The organism is Pseudomonas sp. NFACC04-2, assembly GCF_900119265.1.
Taxonomy (GTDB): Bacteria; Pseudomonadota; Gammaproteobacteria; order Pseudomonadales; family Pseudomonadaceae; genus Aquipseudomonas; species Aquipseudomonas fluorescens_AA.
Map to the genome: position 1 here is coordinate 465006 of NZ_FPJC01000001.1, position 23692 is coordinate 488697.

Here is a 23692-nt window from a genome sequence, read left to right on the forward strand (position 1 = left end):
TGATCAGGAGACAGGGTATGAGTGGCGCAGTAACGACAGCGGACGATTTTTGCTTCAGCGCGATGGCGGGCGAGTTTCCGGGGGCACCGTCAACGGAGGCGCTCTGGCAGGTGCTCGCCCAAGGGCAGGTCGCACCGATGGAATCGATGTCGACACGCTGGGAAGTGGACAAGGCGTCGATCTATTCAACCAAGGCCGGCGAGAAGGATCGCACGTACCTGGACAGCGCTTTTTGCCTGACCGACGACGCCTCGATCCCGTCACGGCACGAAGGACGGCAGGTCGCCATCGGCAAGAAAGTGCTTCAGACGCTGTTGACCCAACTCGCCGCACAAGGCTCGCCACTGGGCGGCAAACGCACGGCGCTGGTAGTCGCGACGTCTTGGAGCGACGAAAGCTATTTCGTCACCGGCATGTCCGGAAAAACCGCTGCGCCGCCGGGTTTTACACCGGGTGAACAAGTGGCGGCACTGGCCGCAGCCTTTGCCTTGGGTGGCCCGGCGTTATCGGTGGACACGGCCTGCAGTTCGTTCCCCTATGCCCTGGATATGGCCCAGGCGCTGGTCAACAGTGGACAGGCGGACAACGCGATTGTCATGGCCCTCAACACCGTGCTGCCTCCGGCGCTGTTCCTGGGGTTCTCGCAGTTGACGGCGTTTTCCGCGCGAGCGCGGATGGAAGCCTTCGGCCAGGACGCCGACGGCATTGTGCCGGGCGAATGTGCGGTCGCGTTTCTGGTCGAACCCGTCGCCCAGGCCCTGACGGCGCAGCGCCGGCCCCTGGGTGTCTTGCGCGCCTTGGGCATGTCCGCCGACGGCGCCGAGGGCTCGGTGTTCGCCCCCGGCAAACAGGCCCAGTACTCGGCTTACCAACGTGCCTATCGCGGCCTCGATCCAAGAGACGTGGACTACATCGAGACTCACGGCACCGGTACACCGCTGGGGGATGCGACGGAGTTGGCCTCGTTGAACAGCTTCTTCGCCCCCCATCGCCCAGACGACCGGAAAATCACCATCGGTTCGATCAAGTCGGTCATCGGCCATCCCCTGGCCGCCGCTGGCGGTGCGTCGCTCGCCAAGGCCTTGATGATACTGCGCCACAAAGGCATTCCACCGCAGCCCGGCTACCGCCCCAGCACCAAGGTCGACGACACCTGCCTGCGACTCGCCACCCAGCAGGTACAGCCTTTGGAAGCGCGTCCGTCGGCGATCCGGATTGGCATCTCCAGCTTTGGTTTTGGCGGTGCCAACGCGCACCTGGTGGTGGACGAGTACCTGCCCGAAGACCACCCTGGCGCAGCCCCCGCAACCACCTCCGGCGTGCTGATGCTGGACCTTGCCATTGTCGAGGCTGAAGCAGCGCTGGGCAATCACCGCTCGTTGCAAGCATTCCAGCAGCAGCTCGACCAACCCGCCGCACCCTCGGTCGTGTTTCCTTATGGGCGCTTCGTTGATTACACCCCGGCTCCCGGTCAGCCTTTGGTGGGCAAATTCCTCGCCCAGGACCACGTCATCGATATCGACGGCTTCGGCATGGGGCCCAAGCCGCTGGCCCATGTCGATCCGTTCAAACTGTTGATCACCGATCGCGTCAATCACTTGCTGCGGCGCTTGCCGGGCGTGGCGGGTTCGCCCGGCACCGCGATGGTCATGTGCTGCAACATGGGCGGCGAACGCTTCAGCAACGCCTATAGCAGCGCCCACAACTTCTATTCCCGAGCGCAAGGTGCGGCGCCGGGCGTCGAGGTGACCGACGTGGCAACCATGTTGCCAAACATGCTGTCCGGCTACCCGGCGCAGATTTTTGACTTCAAGGGTTTCCATCAAACCCTGGTCGGCACGGCGGGCCTGTTCTGGCAAACCTTACTGGCCTCGCCGCAATGGCTCGACAACGGCATCACCACGCTCCTGCTCGGCGCCGGGCGTTTTGTCAGTGGTGAAATCGAGGTCGAGCGCGCTCGGTGCAGCGCGACCCAGCAAGGTGAAGGCCTGGGGTTGATCGCGCTGCGTCGCTATCAACCCCAGGCTACCGACAAACCCTTGCTGGTGATCCGCGCCGCGGTCCTCGCCCATGCGGCGGGCTCGCTGGAAGAGGCTTGCCGGTTGTTGGGCAAAGCGCCCGGCCACTGTCCGAACGTTGAAGTCTGCGAGTTGCAGCCCGTTGCGACGCCTGCCAGCGGATCGCTGCAGGAAATCACCGGTTTCCTCGCTGAAGCCAGTGGCATCGAAACCCTGCTGGCGGTGATGTTGCGGGGCGCGACCCATACCGTGATTGAAGTGCGCGAGGCCGGCAAGGTGGTGATGTGGCTGTTTACCGAGCAGCTTCGCCAGTGGAGCCCGGCCACCGTCGAGGTCGGCTCGCCCATCAAGCATCCGTTCATGTTGCGCTTTGCCCATTCGTCATCCCACGAACTGCGGCAGGTCATCACGCCTGTCAGCCTGGTCCGCGAGCCGCAGAACGATGGCGTCGACGTGCAGCAGCTCAGCGACATGCTCACCAGCACCCTGCTCTCCGGGCTGCGGGTACGGGTGCGTGCCATGGAAAGCCTGTTCGCCCTGCACCGTGGCGATACCGCCCAGCGCCCGGCGCACTGGCAGCGCAGCGCCGAACACAGCGTGATCACCAACGCCCAGCGCACCCCTCAGTCGCTGCACGCCCAACTCGTGGTGAATGAAGCGCACCCGTACTTCTTCGATCATCCCCTGGATCACATCCCGGGCATCTTGCTGCTGGAGGGCGTGCTGCAACTGCTCGAACTGGCCATGCCGCCTCTGAGCGGGCGGGTCGCCTACATCAATACCCTGACGATCAAGTTCCAGCACTACGTCCAGAAGCAGGGCATGGTCGATCTGCACGTCGAACAAGGCGAAGCCCCCCAGGTGTTCAATGCGAAGGTCATGCAAGCCGGAAAAGTGATGTGCACCTGCGTCCTCGCAATGGCCTACAGCTCGGCATTCGAGACCTCGCCGGCCGGCGAATTCAGCGCCGCGCCCTGCCGCGACAAGGCCCTGTTGCACAAGGCCCGGGCGGAAAACGTCATCGTCAGTGACATGAGCGGCGTCGCCCAGGGCCTGAGCGTGGACACCGTGAAACTACCGCCAGAACACTTCTTCCAGGCAGGCGATCCCCAGTACTACTCGATGGTGTATTTCCTCGAAGTGGCTCGCCAGTGCTACATGCAGATCGCCCACAGCCACCTGCGGATCCCACTCAATACCCCGATGAACCTGTTGGCCTTGAGCTTCACCCTGGATCGGCCCATCCCCAGGAACAGCCCGCTGTCATTGGCGCCGCAAGCCGGTTTCGATGCGTCGCTCCAGGCCTTCAAGACCAACCGCATCTACATCGATCTGTTCAACCGGGGCGAAAAAATCGGTCAAGCCAGCATTACCGCCCAGGTGCTGAGTCAATCGGCACCGGCGGCCTAAGCATTGATGGAACTGCCCACCCAGCATGACCGTGTCCCCCACAACCAAGGTGTCGCAATGAACGATGTCAACGTGCAAGTCATAGTCAAATCGCCCCCTTCTGAAATCTGGAAGCTCTGGAGCGATTTTCCCGAAGCGCCGCTCTGGGATACCGACGTTCGCCAGTGTCAACTCGACGGTCCGTTCCAGGCGGGAACCCGCGGCCAATGTGTCCTCAAGAATGGCTTGAAGATGCCTCTGAAACTGGAAGCTGTGAGTCCGCATGAAAGTTATCGCAACAGCGCCCGGCTGCTCTGGATCGACCTCGAATTCGATCATCGGATGCGCAGGCTCTCTGCCGATGAAACCCATGTCATCCATAGCGCGAAGATCTCGGGGCCTTTGAGTTTCCTGTATCGCGGGCTTCTGCGCAAAGCGCTGACCAAGGCGATGACCATCGCACTGGACAACCTGTGCAGGCTGGCTGAACAACGGGCCATTGGCGCATCGGCGCGCGGGAAAACCGCGACACCCTTGCACCTCGTATGAACGTCTTCGCCTACTTATCGATAACAGCAACATTTCGGATCTAGCATGAACCTACAGAACAACACCCGATATCTCGTCATGGGCATCATTGGCCTGGATGTTACCGCCCCAGCGTCGAGTTTCGCCGACACGCTCGGCCCCTATGTCAGTGGCATGGGCGGCGTGAACTGGGTCGCTGAGCAGGACCTTAACCAGAACGACCTTGACTTCGTCGAAATGGAATTCAACCAACCGGTGCATTCCGGCTTCGCCACCGGCCTGGCACTGGGCTGGCGATTCCCGGTCGGGCTAAGGCCTGAAGTGGAACTGAGCTACCGCCGCAACACCCTGACCCAGTTCAATCACCGGGTCTACGAAGGTGGCGGCAGCATCGACGGCAAAGGCGAAGAGGAAGCCACCAGCCTCATGGCCAACCTCTGGTATGACGTCACGAATCTGCCTGCCCCTTTGAGCCGGTTCACCCCGTATGTGGGCGGTGGCCTGGGCTACGCCGTGCTGACCATCACCGGCCTGGAAGCCGGCGGCGTCGAGTTCGGCGACACCCATCGCGACACCGTCTCGGCCTGGCAACTCGGCGCCGGGGTCGCTTACGAGCTCAGCGAACATTGGTCCATGTCCCTGGATTATCGCTACTTCAAGACCGGCGAAGCGCACTTCGGCAACATCCAGGGCTTGCCCCAGGGCGATGTGCAAACGGAGTACAACGCCCAGTCCCTGATGCTTGGTTTGCGGTACTGGTTGTAAGCGGTAGATGGAGCGGCGCCTTGCCTTATTTGCAAGGCGCCCGGTCGTGGGGTCTTCGACCGTAGAGACCTTTCAAGCGCCGTGATCCGTATCCATGGACAGCCTCAAGGGCATCGCTCAGCCACTGCCTGACATGAGCCGTGCGAAAGGCGGATAGTGACCTTGCTCCTGCCATCGCGCTCAGCGATTACCGGACCAGTACCCCAAACCGGAAAATTTTGAGAGGATGCATGCCCAGAGCGCCATGGAATAAAGGCCTTCCAATCCCATCCCATGGCAGCCCGACATGTACATCCCTCTCTTCCAAAGCTTACGGGCACGCTTCGCCATCGTCGTGGCGCTGGTGGTGCTGCTCCTCAGTTGCATCTTCGGCACCGTCATCGGCGAGTCCTCCATTTCGCGGCTCAAGGAGCAAACCGGGCTGCAACTGAGCGAATATGCCTACTCGATGATCGATCGCCTCGATCGCGACATGAGTAACCGGTCAAAAGCGCTCACGGTCCTGAGCAAGCTGGAAACCCTGCGCAACACTGCGAACCCCGGCGAAGCACGCGCCCTGCTCGACCACCTTAGCCAGCAGTTCCCGAACTATTCCTGGATTGGCCTCACCGACGCCCACGGCAAAGTGGTCGCATCGACCAACGGGGTGCTCGCAGGCGCCGACATCTCGCAACGGCCGGTCTTTGCCAGTGCGCGGGAAAAAACGTTCATTGGCGATGTCCACGAAGCCGTCCTGCTGGCCAAGTTGCTGCCGAATCCTTCCGGGGAAGCGATGAAATTCGTCGATATCAGCATGCCAATCAAGGACGTCGCCGGAAATCTCACGGGGGTGCTCGCGGCGCATCTTTCCTGGGAATGGGCTGCGGAAGTTGGCCGATCGCTTTTCGAACCCTTGCAGGAGCGCCTGCCTGGCCTGGAGTTTCTGGTCATCAGCAAGGACGGCACCCTCTTGCTCGGCCCCAAGGACATGATCGGCAAGCCCGCCGGCGTCACGCTCGATGGGCGCGGACAAAGCTGGTCGGTCGAGCGCTGGCCGGACGGCAAGCTCTATCTGGCAGGGGCGGCGCAAAGTGCTGGCGTCGACGACTATCCCGGCCTGGGGTGGACCGTGGTGACGCGCCAGCCCGCCGAGATCGCCTTTGCGGCAGCACGTGAGATGCGCAATGAAATACTCATCTGGGGCGGCCTGCTGTCCATCCTGTTCGCGGTCATCGGATGGATCATGGCAGGTATTCTCACCGGTCCGGTGAACGTCATCGCCGAGGCCGCCGCGCACCTTTCCGAAGGCGCCGACGTGGGGATTCCCTTGCTCAAGGGGACGCGCGAAGTCGAAACGCTGAGTATTGCGATCCGGCACCTCGTTGACAGCCTCACCCGCAAAAGGGGTCAGTTGGCGGTGGTCGAGGGTATCGCCTACCGCGATGTCGTCACCGGCCTGCCGAATCGGGCAGCCTTGGAAAAGTACATCGAGGCGGTACGCAGCGAGGTCGACGTACAGCCTGGCTTCGGCGTGCTGTGCCTGGATCTCGACGGGTTCAAACCCATCAACGATTGCTTCGGCCATGCCGTTGGCGATGCATTGCTCCAGGAGGTCGGCCTCCGGCTCCTGGGCGCTGTGCGCGATGGCGACATCGCTGTGCGCCACGGCGGGGATGAATTCGTCTTGCTGCTGCGCCTGCGTACCGGAGAATCCTTGTCCAGCATGCAGGGTGCCGCCCAGCGCATCATCGCCAAACTGGCCGAGCCGGTCGTGCTGGCCGGGGAGTCGATCACGGTCGGCTGCAGCATCGGCGGGACGCTATGGACCGACGGCGAGTTTGCCGATGCGTTGGCCCAGGCCGATGAAGCACTCTACCGGGCCAAGCGCGCGGGCAAGTCCCAGGCGAAATTCCATGACACCTCGCATACCGAGGTTGCACATGCCGGATCGAAGGTCTGAGGCGCTTAGCGCAAGGTCTGAAGCGCCTCGCGCCCGGCAAAACGAGCAGCGGCCACCGCCCTGTTGGGAACGTTCAGTGCGCGGATCAACGAAGAGACATGAATGCGCACGGTGAAGGGAGAAATCTCAAGCGCCGCGGCGATTTCCTTGTTGGTCTTGCCTTCGGCAATCAATTGCCAGACCTCTCGCTGCCGTGACGTGAGCTTGCTCATGTCATCATCGGGACCGAGTGGCAGCGGGCCCGAAGGCTCGTACTTGACCAGCACTTCGCCACGGCGAATATCGGCGATGGCCTGGCCGACCTGGTCGGGAGAAAGGCTCTTGCCGACAAACCCGTCTACACCGGTGGCCATGACACGGCCAATGACATCGCTGTCATCCAGGGTCGAAACCACAATCACCACAGTGCGCGTGAGTGCCTGGCGCAACTGCGCGAGCTCGTTGATGGAACCCAGGCCGGGAAGACGTATTTCAAGAATCAGCGTATCGAGAGGTTGTCCATTCGTTGCCAGTGCCCGTACTTCCTCCAGACTTCCCGCCTGTTCGATCATTGCGTCAGGTATCAGGCGTTCCAACAACACCATCATTCCCTCTCGGAACAGCGGATGCTCATCTGCCACGATCATCCGGCAAATCTTCCGATCCGAGACGCATCTCTCATCGCGTCCCATACTGCATCTTGACGACTTCACTGATTCTCTGCGCGACGCCATTGGCCGCAGGCGTGACGGATCGGATCGACTGACCACGATAAGGTCCGTCCGCGGGAAACCAATTCTGGACAACGACAACCTGTTTCGGCTGCTCGGCCGAAACCGGGCCCGTGGAGATTTCATTGGTGAACTTGCAGGTATCAAACGTCCCCAGGGCCGTCTTGATCGTTTCACGCCCGTTATAAGTCAGCTTCTCGACGACATCGAACTCGACCGTTCCCCCGGCGCTCACCGCTTTGTTTTTGTAGCTGACGGTGACGGTCTGCCCAGGTTGCAGATCAATCGGTGTGGAAGCGGGAGGCTGGTAGGTGGTGGTCATCAACGATGCCCCGGCACCATGGCGATCACCGTAACGAACCAGCCGGCCATCCTTGATCTCGGCGAAGGTCGTCGTCAGGAAAAACGGCGTATTGTTCAGGAACGACGTGTGCACCGAAGCCACCGGATTGGCGCCGGCAAACGCCTCGCGCCCGAGCGTCTCGGTTTTACCGCGACTGGTGGCTGGCGACAGGTTGTCCCGGCTTTCATACTCCACCACCGTCCCGGCCTGGAAATCCGCCTCGTTGGTGCAAGCCGCCGAGGATGTCTCACTGGCAGGGGAAGCCGACGCACCGGCGATAAAAGAACCCCAGCCACTGGCGACAAGGGCCGAGACGGCGAATGCCGCTGCAAGGCGCTTGCGATAAGCCGGGCAGATGCTGGACTTTCTGGCAGGTGTGCTTTTCAAAAAACAGATCCTTGTTCAAATAAGCTCGTTGCGACCGATCGAAAACCCGATAGCGCTCATAGGTTAGGGTCGAGTGCCGACCGGCGCTATAGCGCAAGTGTGCTATAGGCTTTGCCCTCGTTCTGGATGGGTGTGATGATCGAGACTACCGATACGCGCCGGACCATGACATCATAAAGCCACCGCTTTTGATCGAACTTGGACGCGCTTCATTCTTCAGCCTTGAAACCGTATCAGAGGCTCGTATGACCGAATCACTGGAGCGTTTTGTCCAGGCGCAAGCGGCAACCTATGACCGCGCTTTACTCGAGCTACGGCACGGCCGTAAGGAAGGCCACTGGATGTGGTTCATCTTTCCCCAATTACGCGGCCTGGGTGTCAGCGAGAACGCCACCTACTACGGCCTGCGCGACCTGGAAGAGGCGCGCGACTATTTGCATCACCCGCTTCTGGGACCACGACTCGAGCGCGCAACCCGCGCCGTCCTGGACTCGGAAGTCACGGTAGAGAAACTCCTGGGGACACTCGACGCCATGAAATTCGCGTCCTGCATGACGCTGTTCGCAGCGGCCGCGGGCGAGCATTCGGCGTATGCCCAGGCGCTGAGTGGTGGCGTGAGTGTCGACTCGAGAACACTGGAGTTACTTAAGGAGCGCGAGAGAAAAAATGCCTGATTCCGAAACATGGACGTTGTGGTACAGGTGGCCGTGGCCTCAGGATTGGATCGTCGGGAGTTCCACTTGAAGGGTTTTACACCATCTGGAGGGACTCCCGGTTTGGTGCTCACACGACAGCACCTCAGCCACAAACCCGCACCGCTCAAGAACCTTCCTTGAGCCGACATTGTTGTCATAGACATAAGCCACCAGTTGCGTAAGCCCCCAACGCATCCCCGCCGCCTCGATCAGATGTTTCAGGGCCTGCGTGGCAAGCCCTTGCCCGCAAGCGCGTTGATCAATGCGATAGCCCACCTCGGCGCAACCGCGTGGTGAATGGATGCCTTTCAAATTCGCCCGCCCCACTATTCTCCCACTGGCGTCTTCGATCACAAACGGGTGCCAGACGCCCACGGCAAAATCGGCCAGATAGCCTTCAATGTGATCGGTGACGCCCGTCCATGAATAAAAGGCAGGGTCGCGTGCGTCGATCTGCGACTCGAACCATTCACGGTTATGGACTTCGAAGTCCAGCAGCGCTTGCACATCGGTCATTTGCAGCTCGCGAATTCTGAAGGGTTTCACTGATTGTTTCTCCTGGGCCGTGAAGCGCAATCGTAAGGTCGAGTGATCGTTCATGGCGAGGGTTTCTACTTGAATGGTCCTTTGTTGGGGCCGCTGCGCAGCCCAGCGGGAGCAAGCTACCTCGCCACGGGCCTATTTGATGGTCCCCCTAAACGAAAAATGCCCCGTACCTTTCGATACGGAGCATTTCTTCAAGGCTTCCCGCGGATTGCCAGGTATGCACGCGACGGTGAGTCTCCTGGTTCAATCGCCTGCAGAATCCAGAGCGATTCTGCAGTTCCTATCGGGGGAGCCAGGGCGGAACCGGCCTGGAGTCCGTCAGGCGTTCTGGTTCCAGGGACGGTCTCCATGCTCGTCCTTGATGCGCGTCGGCAGCCCCATCACATCCAGCGCCTCGAGGAACGCCTCGGCAGGCAGCTCTTCGACGTTGACCATGCGCTGCACGTCCCACTCGCCACGGGCCACCAACAAGGCCGCGGCCACGGTTGGCACGCCGGCGGTATAGGAAATGCCCTGGCTGTCGGTTTCGGCGTAGGCGTCCTCGTGGTCGGCCACGTTGTAGATGAACATCTCGCGCGGCTGGCCATCCTTGACGCCCTTGACCAGGTCACCGATGCAGGTCTTGCCGGTATAGCCCGGGGCCAGCGAGCTCGGGTCAGGCAGCACGGCCTTGACCACTTTCAGCGGTACGACTTCCAGGCCTTCGGCGGTCTTGACCGGTTGCTCGGAAAGCAGGCCGAGGTTCTTGAGGACGGTGAACACATTGATGTAGTGCTCGCCGAAGCTCATCCAGAAACGCACGTTGGGCACGTCGAGGTTCTTCGACAGCGAGTGCACTTCGTCATGACCGGTCAGGTACAGGTTCTGCAAGCCGACCACTGGCAAGTCGTCGGTACGCTTGACCTCGAACATGGTGTTGCTGGTCCACCGGCTGTCCTGCCAGCTCCACACCTGTCCGGTGAACTCACGGAAATTGATTTCCGGATCGAAATTGGTGGAGAAATATTTACCATGGGAGCCAGCATTGACGTCGAGAATGTCGATCGAATCAATGCGGTCGAAATGCTGTTGTTGCGCCAGTGCCGCATAGGCATTGACCACACCCGGGTCGAAGCCCACGCCAAGAATGGCAGTGATGTTCTTCTCCTGGCACTCCTGGAGATGCTTCCACTCGTAGTTGCCGTACCAGGGCGGCGTCTCGCAGACCTTGCCCGGTTCTTCGTGGATGGCGGTGTCCAGGTAGGCCACGCCGGTATCGATGCAGGCACGCAGCACCGACATGTTGAGGAAAGCAGAGCCGACGTTGATGACGATCTGCGACTCGGTTTCGCGAATCAGCGCCTTGGTCGCTTCGACATCCATAGCGTTCAGTGCAAAGGCCTTGATGTCGGCGGGTTGCTTGAGGCTACCCTTGGCCTTGACGCTGTCGATGATGGCCTGGCATTTGGAGATGTTGCGCGACGCGATAGCAATACGACCGAGCTCGTCGTTGTGCTGCGCGCACTTGTGGGCCACCACCTTGGCGACACCTCCTGCACCAATGATAAGTACGTTCTTCTTCAATTTCTTTATTTCTCCTTCCGCCAGCTCAAGAGAGGCTGGACAAGTAGTCGTCGTAAACAAACTCGCGAACCATCTCGACGCTGCCGTCGAGTTGCTTCACAACGATGGACGGCATTTTAAGACCGTTGAACCAGTTTTTCTTGACCATGGTGTAACCTGCTGCGTCGATGAACGACAGCCGATCGCCGATCGCCAGCGGACGATCGAATTGGTACTCGCCAAAGATGTCTCCCGCCAGGCAGGATTTGCCGCACACCATGTAGGTGTGTTCGCCCTCGCTCGGTGCCAGCTTGGCGTCCAGGCGATAGATCAGCAGATCGAGCATGTGTGCCTCGATGGAACTGTCCACCACGGCCAGATGCTTGCCGTTGTAAAGCGTGTCGAGCACGGTGACTTCCAGCGACGCGCTCTGGGTGATCGCGGCCTCGCCAGGTTCCAGGTAGACCTGCACGCCATACTTCTGCGAGAAGGCCTTGAGCCGTGCGCAAAAGGCGTCAAGGGCGTAACCCTCGCCGGTGAAATGGATGCCGCCACCGAGGCTGACCCACTCGACCTTATGCAATAGATGACCGAAACGCTCCTCGATCGTGCCCAGCATCTGGTCGAACAAACCGAAATCGCCGTTCTCGCAGTTGTTGTGGAACATGAACCCGGAGATATGCTCGATGACCTGTTCGATTTTCGCCGGATCCCATTCGCCCAGGCGGCTGAACGGTCGCGCCGGGTCGGCCAGCAGGTAATCGGAGCTGCTCACTTGCGGGTTGACCCGCAGGCCGCGGACCTTGCCGGCCGACGCCTCGGTGTAGCGCTGCAACTGGCCGATGGAGTTGAAGATGATCTTGTCGCAGTTGGCGAGCATCTCCTCGATCTCATCGTCGGCCCAGGCCACGCTGTAGGCGTGGGTCTCGCCCGCGAACTTCTGCCGGCCGAGCTTGAGTTCGTAGAGCGACGACGACGTGGTGCCGTCCATATACTGCTGCATCAGGTCGAACACCGACCAGGTGGCGAAGCACTTGAGCGCCAGCAAGGCCTTGGCCCCGGACTGCTCACGCACATAGGCGATCTTCTGCATGTTCGCCAGCAGCTTTTGTTTGTCGATGAGGTAGTACGGCGTTTTGATCATTTTCGAGGCCTCCGGGCAAGGCGAGCCAAAAAAGGATGCGCATTGTGCCTTCACTGACTGCAGATCGAAAGAGCGAAAAGGCCCGTTCGCGCAATCATCCTGATCCAGATCGACGCTTTGCGATCACCGGACATACCGGCCACCCAGGCGACGAAATGCTGAATCTGGCAAAGGAGGATAACCAAAGGGCGCTGACTCTCGACCTTGAGCCGTCGCGGATAACCGGCCTTGTGCAACAGGCCATTGGTGATCAGTGTTTATGCATCAGGTCATGCAGGACGCCAAACCTCAGGCCCGCTTCGCAAACGATCATGTCTGTAATACCGAAGACCTTGAACGCCGCCAGCATGATCGCCAGGCCACCGGGCAGGATGCCCAGTCGATGGCTCTGCAAGCCGGCCAATCTGAGGCGGTCGACATGGCCGACTTCCAGCAGCCGCAACGACAGGCGCAACAACCCGCTGTAGGTAATGCCGCCTTGTCCGAGGTCATTCAGACCATTGGCCTTGAGCACTTTGGCCAACATCCGCGCCGTACCGGAAGAGCCGATCACCTGCTGCCAGCCCTGTGCGCGATAACGCGCCGCCACCGCTTCGAACTGCAGGACGGCCACGCGTTCAGCCTCCAGCAGCGCTTGAGCGGTGATGCGTCCGCCCGCAAAGTAACGCGCGCCAAAGGTGCCGCTGCCGATGGCAATGCTTTCCGTCAACAGCGGCTGCGCGCCCTGTCCCAGAATCAGTTCGGTCGAGCCACCGCCGATGTCCACCACCAGTCGCGTCCGCTCGACACCGGGCACCGCATGGGCGACACCGGCATACACCAGCCGGGCTTCTTCATGCCCGGACAGCACGTCGATCCGAAACCCCAGGTGCCGCTCGGCACTGGCCAGGAACAATTGGGCATTGGCCGCTTCGCGCACGGCACTGGTCGCCACCGCCCGCACCCTTCCGGCTTCGAAGCCACGCAGCTTTTTGCCAAATCGGGCCAGGGCCTGCCAGCCCCGATCCAGCGCCAGTTCGTCCAGGGCCCCGGCTTGCAGGCCCTCGGCCAATCGGACAGGCTCGCGGAGGGTTTTCACTTCCTGGATCACCCGTTGTCGATTGCGCTTGACCGACTGGCCAATCATCAGGCGAAAGGCGTTGGAGCCCAGGTCAATGGCCGCGAACAGGGGGGCGTCGCCTTTCATAGCGGTGTTCCTTGATTCATCAGCCAGCAGGCACAAGCGCTGCGGGCATCCCACGATGGTTTGCGAAGATCCTGCCATGGGTTCGATGACACCTGGATGACACCCCTTGAGCCCCGCCTGGAAACAGACGCGCGTCGGCGAAATTTCCAGCGGCTCCTGTGTACTCGTGCGTTATTGATAAGCCCTGATTGCCCGAATCACTGTTTTAGCCAAGGACAGCGCATGAAGCACAGATGACGGTCACTACTATGTAACAAATTGCAACTAGCGTGGATGGCGCCTCCACGACCGAGTTTTCCATCATGCTTTCAACCCAGGACACCTTGGTACAGCGCATCCACCGCGAACTGCTTGATCACAGCGACGAAGAACTGGAGCTGGAGCTGTCCGAAGACGGGCATGACCTGAACGCCTTGTTCGATGAACACGCCCCGGATAACAGCGAGAAGGAAATCCGACGCCTGTATTTCAGCGAACTGTTCCGCCTTCAGGGCGAACTGGTGAAGCTGCAAAGTTGGGTGGTCAAGACCGGGCACAAGGTCGTGATCCTGTTCGAAGGGCGCGACGCCGCCGGCAAGGGTGGCGTGATCAAGCGCATTACCCAGCGGCTCAATCCCCGGGTGTGTCGCGTCGCAGCCCTGCCCGCCCCCAACGACCGTGAACGGACTCAATGGTACTTCCAGCGCTATGTTTCGCACCTGCCGGCGGCGGGTGAAATCGTGCTGTTCGACCGCAGCTGGTACAACCGCGCCGGGGTCGAGCAAGTCATGGGATTCTGCACCGACGAACAGTACGAAGAGTTCTTCCGTACCGTGCCGGAATTCGAACGGATGCTCGCCCGCTCCGGCATCCAGTTGATCAAGTACTGGTTCTCCATTTCCGACCAGGAACAACACCTGCGCTTCCTCAGCCGCATCCATGACCCGCTCAAGCAATGGAAGCTCAGCCCCATGGACCTGGAGTCCCGTCGGCGCTGGGAGGCCTATACCAAGGCCAAGGAAATCATGCTCGAACGCACCCACATCGCCGAGGCTCCCTGGTGGGTGGTGCAGGCCGACGACAAGAAAAAGGCCCGGCTCAACTGCATCCATCACCTGCTTGGGCAAATGCCCTATGAAGAGGTGGAGCTGCCGACCATCGAACTGCCGCAGCGGGTACGCCAGGAAGACTACTCCCGCAGTCCGACGCCACCGGAGCTCATCGTGCCCCAGGTCTACTGAGACCCGCCAGGCAGGGACGCCCGGCACCGAGCCCCCACTTCCACCGCTCACTGAGCCGGATTTCATCATGACGAACCAGACCCTGACCATGGACTCCTCGAGTGCCATCGCCCCCAGCTCGAGACCGCAACTCAACCGCAAGCCAAGCGTGCTCACCCTGGTGGTGTTTTTCGCGGTACTGGGCAGCGGCCTGCTGTTTACCGCTTACAGCCTGATGCACGACATGAACGAACTCGGCACCGTGGTGACCACTTGGACGCCGTTCCTGCTGTTGGGGGTGGCGCTGGTGATTGCCCTTGGCTTCGAATTCGTCAACGGTTTCCACGACACCGCCAACGCCGTGGCCACCGTCATCTACACCAACTCCATGGCGCCGAACGTCGCCGTGGCCTGGTCGGGCTTCTTCAACTTCCTCGGGGTGCTGCTCGCCAGCGGCGCGGTGGCCTTCGGTATCATCGCCTTGCTGCCGGTTGAACTGATCCTGCAAGTCGGTTCCTCCGCCGGCTTCGCCATGATCTTCGCCCTGCTGATCGCCGCCATCCTCTGGAACCTGGGCACCTGGTGGCTGGGCTTGCCGGCGTCGTCGTCCCACACCCTGATCGGCTCGATCATTGGCGTGGGCGTCGCCAATGCCTTGATGCACGGGCGCGACGGCACCAGCGGCGTGGACTGGGCCCAGGCGACCAAGATCGGCTATGCATTGCTGCTCTCGCCACTGGTGGGCTTCGGCTGCGCGGCGTTGTTGTTGCTGGCGCTGCGGGCCTTCGTCAAGAACCGCTCGCTGTACAAGGCGCCGGAAGGCAACACTCCGCCGCCCTGGTGGATTCGCGGCATGCTGATCCTGACCTGCACCGGTGTGTCATTCGCCCACGGTTCCAATGACGGCCAGAAAGGCATGGGCCTGATCATGCTGATTTTGGTCGGCACCCTGCCGATGGCGTATGCGCTGAACCGCACCATGCCCGCCGATCAAGCCCTGCAATTCGCCGCTGTGGCGCAAGTCACCCAGCAAGCCCTGGTGAAGCACTCGCCGCTACCGGCCCCGACAGACCCGCGAGCGATCCTTACCACCTACGTTGGCAGCAAGGAAGCGACGCCTCAATTGGTGCCGGCCCTGGCCGCCATGACCGGCAGCATCGGCGCCGAGGTCAAGGGCTACGGTTCGCTGGCCAAGGTGCCGGCCGAAGCCGTGGGCAACGTGCGCAACGACATGTACCTGACCAGCGAAACCATTCGCCTGATGGACAAGAACAAGGTCGGTAACTTCGATGCCGACACCAGCGCCCAGCTGCAATTGTTCAAACAGCAGATCGACACCTCCACGCGCTTCATTCCTCTGTGGGTGAAAATCGCCGTGGCCATCGCCCTCGGCCTGGGCACCATGGTCGGCTGGAAACGCATCGTGGTGACAGTGGGTGAAAAAATCGGCAAGACCCACCTGACCTACGCCCAAGGCGCCTCGGCCGAAACCGTCGCCATGCTCACCATCGGTGCCGCCGACATGTTCGGCTTGCCGGTGTCAACGACCCACGTGCTCTCCTCCGGCGTGGCCGGCAGCATGGTCGCCAACGGCTCTGGCCTGCAGATGCGCACCATCCGCAACCTGTTGATGGCCTGGGTACTGACGCTGCCTGCCGCCATCCTGCTGTCCGGCAGCCTCTACTGGTTGTTCACCAAGCTGTTCTGACCTGCTGTTCGCCGAGGCCTCACCTGACAGAGGCCTCGGTTCTCCCGTCCACCACAGCCCCCCCGTGGGAGCGAGCTTGCTCGCGATAGCGGAGGATCATTGGCAAGGTTCGTGACTGACACGCCGCTATCGCGAGCAAGCTCGCTCCCACAGGGGATTGGGTGAGTTCACAACCAGAAACGGTTAACATCCCTCTCCTTCGTCTACCCTCACAGAACGGCGTACCGCCCTCCATGTGGGCGTGATGCTTCGACATTCCTTGCCTTTCTTACCGGAGATCTTCCATGCTCAAGCCGTCCCTGGCATTGGCCGCTGGTGTTGCCCTGTCGTTTTGCAGCTGGCTGGCGCAGGCCGCCGACACCCTGAAAGTCAGCGCGATTCCCGATGAGGCGCCCACCGAGCTGCTGCGCAAGTTCAAGCCGCTGGGGGCTTACCTGGAACAGCAAACCGGCATGAAGGTCGAGTTCGTCCCCGTGAGCGACTACCCGGCCGTGGTCGAGGCACTGGCCACCGACCGGATCGACATGGCATGGCTGGGGGGCTTCACCTTCGTCCAGGCGCGTCTGAAAACCGGCAACGCCATCCCGCTGGTCCAGCGCGAACAGGACGCCCAGTTCACCAGCAAATTCATCACCGCCGACCCGACCGTCAAATCCCTCGCCGACCTCAAGGGCAAGACGTTCGCCTTCGGTTCGGTATCGTCGACATCCGGCAGTCTCATGCCGCGCTACTTCATGCTCCAGGACGGTATCAAGCCAGAGAGCTACTTCAGCCGTGTCGGCTATTCGGGTGCCCACGACGCCACCGTCGCCTGGGTCCAGGCCGGCAAAGTGGATGCCGGGGTACTGAACGCCAGCGTCTGGGAAAAACTGGTGGCGGCCGGCAAGGTCGACACGACCAAGGTCAAGGTCTTCGCCACCACCCCAGCCTACTTCGACTACAACTGGACGGTGCGCGGAACCCTCGACCCCGCGTTGGCGGCCAAGATCAAGGCCGCCTTCCTGGCCCTCGACCCGGCCAATCCGAAGGACAAGGAAATCCTCGACCTGCAAGCCGCCAGCCGCTTCATCGAAACCAAGCCTGAGAACTACAAGGGCATCGAGGAAGCCGCACGCGCCGCCGAACTGCTCAAATGACCCTGCAACTGACCCAGGTCAGCGTTACCCATGCCAACGGCATCCAGGCGCTGCGTGGCGTGGACTTGCACATCGGCGCGAACGAACAGGTCGCCATCATCGGCCCGTCCGGCGCGGGGAAATCCAGCTTGCTCAATGTACTGGCCACCGCCCTGCAACCGGGTAGCGGCGACACGCAAATATTGGGCGAGCGCGCCTGGCAATTGTCTGCCCGCCAGCGCCAGCGCTTACGGGCGCGTATTGGCCTGGTGCATCAAACGCCGCCGCTCCCGCCGCGCCAACGTGTGGTCACCGCCGTGCTGGCCGGCAAGCTGGGACAATGGGGTATTGGCAAGAGCCTACTGAACCTGCTGCACCCGCTGGATGTGCCGGGTGCGCGGGCGGCACTGGCCAGGCTGGACCTGGGCGACAAATTGTTCGCCCAATGCCAGCAACTGTCCGGCGGACAACTGCAGCGCGTGGGCATTGCCCGCGTGCTGTACCAGGCGCCCGAGGTATTGTTGGCCGATGAACCGGTTTCGGCGATGGATCCGGTACTGGCCGGGCATACGCTGTCGGTGCTCTGCCGTCATGCCCGGGAGCACAACGTCACCCTGGTCGCCAGCCTGCATGCGGTGGAGCTGGCCCTCGAACACTTTTCCAGGATCATTGGCCTGCGTGACGGACAGGTTCTTTTCGACCTGCCGGCTAGCGCCATCGACCGTGCGTTGCTCGACAAGCTCTACGCCAACGAACAGTTGCAGTCGTCTTCGCCGCTGCCTTTGCCGTCCCTGAGCGTACAGATACCCCGATGCTGACACGCGATACCCGAGATCCAGCCAGCCGACCGCGCCTGCAGCTCAGCCTGCTTGCCCTTGTCCTGTTGTGGCCGGGCATCCGCTACAGCGAACTGGACCTGCGAGTGCTGCTGGCGAGTGACAGTCAAAGCGAGATGGGCCGTTTCGTGTCAGCCTTCTGGCCGCCGGCCCATGGCGAGGAATTCCTTGAGTTGCTCTGGCAGGCCACCCTGCAAACCCTGGCCATCGCAACGGCCGGCATGGCCCTGGCGTTGCTGCTGGCAGTGCCCGCCAGCCTGTTGGCCAGCCGCGCCCTGTCGTTGTCGGCAGCCTCCAGAGGCGGTCACCCCGGCCCCTGGGGGCGATGGCTGCGCTGGCCGGTTCGGGGCCTGCTGATCTTCCTGCGCAGCGTCCCGGAAATCGTCTGGGCCCTGCTCTTCGTGCGCGCGGTCGGCCTCGGCCCGACGGCGGGCGTACTGGCCATCGCCATTACCTACAGCGGCATGCTGGGCAAGGTCTACGCGGAAATCTACGAGTCGGTGGACCAGCGCCCGGCCCACGCGCTGTTGCGGTCAGGCAGCGGTCGGCTCGCCGCCTTCTGCTACGGGATCCTGCCCAATGTCGCCGCGGAACTGTTGTCGTACACGGTGTATCGCTGGGAATGTGCGATCCGCGCCTCGGTGGTGATGGGCTTCGTCGGTGCCGGAGGGCTGGGCCAGCAAATGGACCTGTCGTTGCGAATGTTCGCCGGCGGTGAAGTGGCCAGCCTGCTGCTGACGTTCCTGGCACTGGTGCTGCTTGCCGATCAACTCAGCCGCCTGCTGCGCTGGAGGCTGGCATGAATCGTCTGATCAACACGGTCATGGTCCTGTGCATCGTCGCGGCGGTCGTCGCCTCGTTCGTCTATCTGGGCATCGACCTGGGCGAGCTCGGTGACAGCGGCAATCTGCAGCGGATGGGCGCTTATGCGCAGCGCTTTCTCAGCCCGGACCTGAGCCCGGGTCACTTGAAGGCGATCGGTCACGGCGCCCTGGAAACCCTGGCCATGTCCGCCCTCGGCACGCTGCTGGCGGCCGTACTCGGACTGCTGTTGGCCTTGCCCGCGGCCGGACGCTTCGGCTGGCCTATGCAGAGTGCCTCGCGCCTGATACTCAATGCCTTGCGCGCGGTTCCGGAGCTGGTCTGGGCCGCACTGATGGTCCTGGCCGCCGGGCTCGGTCCCAATGCCGGCACCTTGGCGCTCGCCCTGCACACCACCGGCGTACTCGGTCGCTTGTTCGCCGAGGCGTTGGAAAATACTCCTTCCGAACCGGCCGACGCCATCCGTTTGCAAGGCGGCAACGCAGTATTGGCGTTCTGCTACGGGACACTGCCCAACCTGATGCCGCAACTGCTGGCCTACGTCCTGTATCGCTGGGAAAACAACATCCGCATGGCCAGCGTGCTCGGCTTTGTCGGTGCCGGAGGGCTTGGGCAAATGCTCTATGTCAGCCTCAGCCTGTTCCAGGAGGCCCAGGGCAGCACGGTGATCCTGGCGATGCTGTTGCTGGTTCTGGCGGTCGATACGTTGAGCGGTTGGAGTCGCCAACGTTGGATCAAGGCTTGAAGGCTGTTGCACAGCAACGAATAGGAAATTGGTCATAAAGACCAAGAACCAGGTCTTAATGACCATATTTCAACCGAGTCAAAATAACCCAAAAACCGCCAACCCATTGACTGACAAGGCATTATTAACTGGCACACTTTCTGATCAGGTCTTCTGCCCCTTTTGGCGAACCTAGGAAGAAAGCCACATGAGTAATGAATTCAAGCCTGGTCTTAGCGTAGTCACCGGTGCCAGTTCGGGTATTGGCCTAGCCGTCACCCAACGTTTGCTGGAGCGCGACTCCAACGTAATCGCGATGTCGCGAAAGATCGGCGGCCTCGGCGAACTGGTCGAGCGGTTTGGCGACAGGCTGTCCTGGCTGCCCGGCGACGTGACACAGGCGACCGACCAGGCCAGGCTGGCACAACTGGCCGCCTCCATCGGCCCGGTGGATTGCCTGGTACCCAATGCGGGAATCGCGCAACTGGCCGACGGCCTGGACCTGGCCGCTTTCGACAGGCAATGGGCCATCAATGGTGCGGGCGCCCTCAATACCCTGAGCAGCCTGCGCGAGCACCTGGCAGCCGAGGCGTCCGTGGTGTTCATCGGCACGTTCCTCGAACAGGTCACCTTCCCGGGGTTGGCCGCGTACATTGCATCGAAAGCGGCCTTGCGCGCGCAGATGCGCACCCTGGCCGTTGAACTGGCGCCTCTTGGCGTTCGTCTCAACATGGTTTCGCCGGGGCCTACCGCCACACCGATCTGGGGTACCCTGGGCCTCGATGCAGAGGCTCTGGGCTCAGTGGCCAGCACCGTCAACCAGCGCCTGCTGAACGGGCAATTCCTCGAACCCGGAGCCGTGGCAGATGTCATCCTGTTCCAATTGGGCCAGGGTGCACGGGGCGTGTATGGTCAGGACTGGGTTGTGGACAGCGGCTACACCTTGCGTTGATTGCGGCGCGTCCTGGCTAGAAGAGACAGTATGTCTGGCTGCGCATGTAACCCTGTGGGAGCGAGCTTGCTCGCGATAGGGTCAGGTCAGTTGACATCAATGTCGGCTGGGTCCTCGTCTTCGCGAGCAAGCTCGCTCCCACTGGTCATTCTTTCGTGCCGAGCGGTGGCGAGGGAGCTTGCTCCCTCGCCACAAGGGCGGTCGGTCCTCCCCAAGGGGTACAGCAACCTTACGCCCTCTCCATCAACGCCCGTTGCCCATCCGTCTCTCCCTGCAACAACTCAACCACCCAATCGATAAACACCCGAACCCTGGGCGACAGCTGTCGATGCGGCGGGTACACCGCTGAGATCGGCCACGTCGGCACGCCGTACTCGCTCAATACTTCGACCAGCCTGCCCTCGGCCAACTGCCGTTGCACGTGGTAACGCGGCACCTGGATCAAGCCGAATCCCGCCTCACAAGCCATTACATAAGCGTCGGCATTATTGACGGTCAACTCACTCGGCAAGTGCATTTCGCGCACCCGACCCGCCACTTCGAATTCGAACGGGAAGAACCGTCCATTGCCAGAGGCAAAGCCGATGGCCTGGTGCGCCGGCAGGTCCTCCAACCGCCGAGGCGTGCCGACGCGAGCGAGGTAGCCGGGGCTGGCGCAGGTCAGCTGGTGCAGCCGCACGATGGGCCGCGCGACCAACCCTTGATCAAGGATAGTGCCGGCGCGGATTGCACAATCCACGCCCTCGCGCTGCAGATGAACCTGGCGATCGTGGAAACCGATGTCCAACTGCAACGCCGGGTAGCGCCGGTAGAAATCCGGCAGGCGCGGCAGGATCCAGGTGCAACCAAAGGCGATCGGCATGTCCACCTTCAAGGTGCCGCGCGGCTGGCTCCGTTGCACCGACAGCGAACTCTCCAAGTCATCGAGTTCGTCCAGCAACTGGCCGCTGCGCTGGTAATAGGCTTGGCCATCGAGCGTTGCGCGCACCTGCCGGGTGGTGCGCTGCAACAGTTGCACGCCCAGATGGGCTTCCAACTGCTGGATCAACAGGCTGACGGTGGCCCGGGGCAAGCCAAGGTCATCGGCCGCCTTGCCAAAACCGCCCAGCTCGACGATACGCCGGAACACTTGCATGGCCTGTAATCGGTCCACTGTCGCGCCTCATTATTTAGATATCCCGAATAGTTAAACCAATAATCGAGGATTTATCCAGAAAACCCCTTGCTGGAGACTGCACAGGTCGTTCACTTTCAGGAGCTATCAGCATGAAGACCCGCCAACTCGGCCAATACGGCCCTAACGTTTCTTCCATCGGCCTGGGTTGCATGGGCATGTCGGACTTCTACACCACGGGCGTGGACGAGGGAGAAGCGATTGCCACGCTCCACCGCGCCCTGGAACTGGGCGTGACACTGTTCGACACCGCCGACATGTACGGGCCCTACACCAATGAGCAATTGCTGGGACGCGCCTTGCGAGGCAAGCGTGAAAGCCTGTACCTGGCGAGCAAGTTCGGCCTCGTGCGCAGCAGCGACCCCCATGCCCGGGGCGTCAATGGCCGCCCCGAATACGTCCGACAATCGGTCGAGGGCAGCCTCAAGCGCCTCGCCACCGACTACCTCGACCTCTACTACCAGCACCGCATTGACCCGCAAGTGCCCGTCGAAGAAACCATCGGCGCCATGGCCGAACTGGTCAAGGCCGGCAAGGTCCGCCATATCGGCATCTCGGAGGCCAGCGCCGAGACCATCCAACGGGCCCACGCCGTGCATCCACTGGCAGCGGTGCAAAGCGAGTACTCGTTGTGGTCCCGCGAGCCTGAACACAATGGCGTGCTCGATACCTGCAAGCGCTTGGGCATCGCGTTCGTCGCCTACAGCCCCTTGGGTCGGGGCTTTCTGACCGGCGAGCTGAAATCACCGGAGGATTTCGCCGCCGATGACTATCGCCGCTTCAGCCCACGCTTCCAGGCCGACAACTTCCAGCGCAACCTGGCGCTGGTCGAACGGGTCAAGGCCTTGGCCGCGGACAAGGGCATCAGCGCCTCGCAACTGGCCCTGGGTTGGGTATTGGCCCAAGGTGACCACGTCATTGCGATCCCGGGCACCAAGCAGCGCAAGTACCTGGAGAGCAATGTGGCGGCGGCTTCGGTGGTGTTGAGCGCAGACGAACTGGCCCAGCTGGATGAGATTTTCGCAGGCGAAGGTGTGGTCGCGGGCGACCGATACCAGGCACAGACGATGACGTTGTTGAACGGTTGATCCGTCGGCTGGGCTGTCGGTTTCGACAGGCCGGATTCAAGCAGGCGCCAGCCCAGCCGATAACCCTATCAATAATAGCCCCAGGCCTAGCCGGGCTCTGCCAGTTGCATAGGGTAACGATCAATGAGTTTGCCGCTGAATCGCCTGCTGATGTGGGGCGTCCTGATGTTCCTCGCTGCAAGCGCTTGCGCGGCAGAGCCCCCTCTGCGCATCGTGACGGAGGAGCTGCCGCCCTACAACATGACGCAGAACGGACGCGTGACCGGCATGAGCACCGAAGTGGTCCAGGCCGTGCTCAAGGAGGTCGGCATGGATGCGCCTATCCAGCCCATGCCCTGGGCCCGGGCCTACGAGTTGGCGCTCAACGAAAGCAATGTGTTGATCTATTCGATCGTCCGCACGCCTGCACGCGAATCGCTTTTCCAGTGGGTGGGCACCATTGGCCCGACGCAGTGGTACATCTACTCACTGGCGGACCGGCCGGTAAAACTCGACTCGCTGGCCGACGCCCATGGTCACCAGATCGCCACGGTCAATCAGGACGTGGGCGAGCAATACCTGGTCTCAAAGGGTTTTCGCATCGGCGAGGAACTGCAGTCGAGCACCAAGTACGAACACAACTACCGCAAGCTCAAGGTCGATCACGTGGAGCTGTGGATTTCCAACGAACTCAACGCGCTGTACCTGACTCGCCAGAATGGCGAAGACCCGGACAAGGTGCTGATCCGCTCGCTGGCGCTTCCCGAACTGAGCAGCCCGGACGGCCTGAGCATGGCGTTCAGCCGCAAGACGCCGGCCGAGACGGTGGAGAAATTCCGCGCCGGCCTTGAGACCATCCGTCGCAATGGAACCTACGACGCCATCCTGCGCAAATGGTTATGA

Annotated in this window: 21 protein-coding genes; 14 read left to right on the forward strand and 7 right to left on the reverse strand. The window is 61.6% G+C overall.

Annotated features, from left to right (window positions below; all coding sequences use genetic code 11):
* Positions 1–17: 17 nt before the first annotated feature.
* From BT125_RS01930 to BT125_RS01945, 4 genes are all read left to right on the forward strand, one after another.
* Complete coding sequence (locus BT125_RS01930) at positions 18–3428, forward strand: beta-ketoacyl synthase N-terminal-like domain-containing protein (protein ID WP_072404819.1); 3411 nt, start codon at positions 18–20, stop codon at positions 3426–3428.
* Positions 3429–3485: 57 nt separating this feature from the next.
* Complete coding sequence (locus BT125_RS01935; protein ID WP_072404821.1) at positions 3486–3956, forward strand: SRPBCC family protein; 471 nt, start codon at positions 3486–3488, stop codon at positions 3954–3956.
* A gap of 45 nt (positions 3957–4001) precedes the next feature.
* Positions 4002–4700, forward strand: coding sequence for an outer membrane protein (locus BT125_RS01940; RefSeq protein ID WP_072404823.1), 699 nt, complete (start codon positions 4002–4004; stop codon positions 4698–4700).
* Positions 4701–4986: 286 nt separating this feature from the next.
* Positions 4987–6639 (forward strand): sensor domain-containing diguanylate cyclase, encoded by a 1653-nt coding sequence (locus BT125_RS01945; RefSeq protein ID WP_072404826.1) that lies wholly within the window; start codon positions 4987–4989, stop codon positions 6637–6639.
* 5 nt (positions 6640–6644) lie between these two features.
* Here BT125_RS01945 and BT125_RS01950 read toward each other — a convergent pair whose 3' ends face one another.
* Both BT125_RS01950 and BT125_RS01955 read right to left on the reverse strand, forming a co-directional pair.
* The gene (locus BT125_RS01950; protein ID WP_256573677.1) at positions 6645–7265 is read right to left on the reverse strand and encodes a LuxR C-terminal-related transcriptional regulator; all 621 of its coding nucleotides are present in this window, start codon (positions 7263–7265) and stop codon (positions 6645–6647) included.
* A gap of 31 nt (positions 7266–7296) precedes the next feature.
* Positions 7297–8079, reverse strand: a complete 783-nt coding sequence (locus tag BT125_RS01955) for a DUF3108 domain-containing protein (RefSeq protein ID WP_083564425.1) — start codon at positions 8077–8079, stop codon at positions 7297–7299.
* Between the two features lie 245 nt (positions 8080–8324).
* Here BT125_RS01955 and BT125_RS01960 point away from each other — a divergent pair, with 245 nt between their 5' ends.
* Entirely contained in the window at positions 8325–8753 is a 429-nt protein-coding gene (locus BT125_RS01960) for a DUF1810 domain-containing protein (protein ID WP_072404830.1), read from the forward strand.
* A 39-nt stretch (positions 8754–8792) separates the two neighbouring features.
* Here the strand turns inward: BT125_RS01960 and BT125_RS01965 are convergent, their stop codons facing one another.
* The 4 genes from BT125_RS01965 to BT125_RS01980 all read right to left on the reverse strand — a co-directional run bounded on the left by BT125_RS01965 (position 8793) and on the right by BT125_RS01980 (position 13192).
* Positions 8793–9320 carry a GNAT family N-acetyltransferase gene (locus tag BT125_RS01965; RefSeq protein ID WP_072404975.1) on the reverse strand — a complete coding sequence of 176 codons (528 nt, stop codon included), beginning with the start codon at positions 9318–9320 and terminating at the stop codon, positions 8793–8795.
* 318 nt (positions 9321–9638) lie between these two features.
* The gene (locus BT125_RS01970; protein WP_072404832.1) at positions 9639–10883 is read right to left on the reverse strand and encodes a saccharopine dehydrogenase family protein; all 1245 of its coding nucleotides are present in this window, start codon (positions 10881–10883) and stop codon (positions 9639–9641) included.
* A gap of 25 nt (positions 10884–10908) precedes the next feature.
* Positions 10909–12006 (reverse strand): carboxynorspermidine decarboxylase, encoded by a 1098-nt coding sequence (locus tag BT125_RS01975; RefSeq protein ID WP_072404834.1) that lies wholly within the window; start codon positions 12004–12006, stop codon positions 10909–10911.
* Between the two features lie 250 nt (positions 12007–12256).
* A complete protein-coding gene (locus BT125_RS01980) occupies positions 12257–13192 on the reverse strand; it encodes a Ppx/GppA family phosphatase (RefSeq protein WP_072404836.1) in 936 nt (311 codons plus the stop codon).
* 302 nt (positions 13193–13494) lie between these two features.
* Between BT125_RS01980 and ppk2 the strand changes: the two genes are divergently transcribed.
* From ppk2 to BT125_RS02015, 7 genes are all read left to right on the forward strand, one after another.
* Complete coding sequence (gene ppk2 / locus BT125_RS01985) at positions 13495–14412, forward strand: polyphosphate kinase 2 (RefSeq protein ID WP_072404977.1); 918 nt, start codon at positions 13495–13497, stop codon at positions 14410–14412.
* A 67-nt stretch (positions 14413–14479) separates the two neighbouring features.
* Positions 14480–16099: an inorganic phosphate transporter gene (locus BT125_RS01990; RefSeq protein WP_072404838.1), complete on the forward strand. Its 1620-nt coding sequence runs from the start codon at positions 14480–14482 to the stop codon at positions 16097–16099.
* A gap of 284 nt (positions 16100–16383) precedes the next feature.
* Positions 16384–17235, forward strand: a complete 852-nt coding sequence (locus tag BT125_RS01995; protein ID WP_060741774.1) for a putative selenate ABC transporter substrate-binding protein — start codon at positions 16384–16386, stop codon at positions 17233–17235.
* A complete protein-coding gene (locus BT125_RS02000) occupies positions 17232–18032 on the forward strand; it encodes a phosphonate ABC transporter ATP-binding protein (RefSeq protein ID WP_072404840.1) in 801 nt (266 codons plus the stop codon). The genes BT125_RS01995 and BT125_RS02000 overlap by 4 nt, the downstream gene beginning before the upstream one ends.
* Entirely contained in the window at positions 18026–18853 is an 828-nt protein-coding gene (locus BT125_RS02005) for a PhnE/PtxC family ABC transporter permease (RefSeq protein WP_072404843.1), read from the forward strand. Before BT125_RS02000 ends, BT125_RS02005 begins: the two co-directional genes overlap by 7 nt.
* Positions 18850–19617 (forward strand): phosphonate ABC transporter, permease protein PhnE, encoded by a 768-nt coding sequence (phnE, locus tag BT125_RS02010; protein ID WP_072404845.1) that lies wholly within the window; start codon positions 18850–18852, stop codon positions 19615–19617. The genes BT125_RS02005 and phnE overlap by 4 nt, the downstream gene beginning before the upstream one ends.
* Before the next feature lie 187 nt (positions 19618–19804).
* Positions 19805–20548 carry an SDR family NAD(P)-dependent oxidoreductase gene (locus BT125_RS02015; RefSeq protein WP_072404847.1) on the forward strand — a complete coding sequence of 248 codons (744 nt, stop codon included), beginning with the start codon at positions 19805–19807 and terminating at the stop codon, positions 20546–20548.
* A gap of 229 nt (positions 20549–20777) precedes the next feature.
* Here BT125_RS02015 and BT125_RS02020 read toward each other — a convergent pair whose 3' ends face one another.
* Entirely contained in the window at positions 20778–21701 is a 924-nt protein-coding gene (locus tag BT125_RS02020; RefSeq protein WP_072404850.1) for a LysR family transcriptional regulator, read from the reverse strand.
* Between the two features lie 113 nt (positions 21702–21814).
* On the opposite strand from BT125_RS02020, the gene BT125_RS02025 reads away from it, so the two are divergent.
* Complete coding sequence (locus BT125_RS02025) at positions 21815–22810, forward strand: aldo/keto reductase (protein WP_072404853.1); 996 nt, start codon at positions 21815–21817, stop codon at positions 22808–22810.
* Between the two features lie 123 nt (positions 22811–22933).
* Entirely contained in the window at positions 22934–23692 is a 759-nt protein-coding gene (locus BT125_RS02030) for a substrate-binding periplasmic protein (protein WP_072404855.1), read from the forward strand.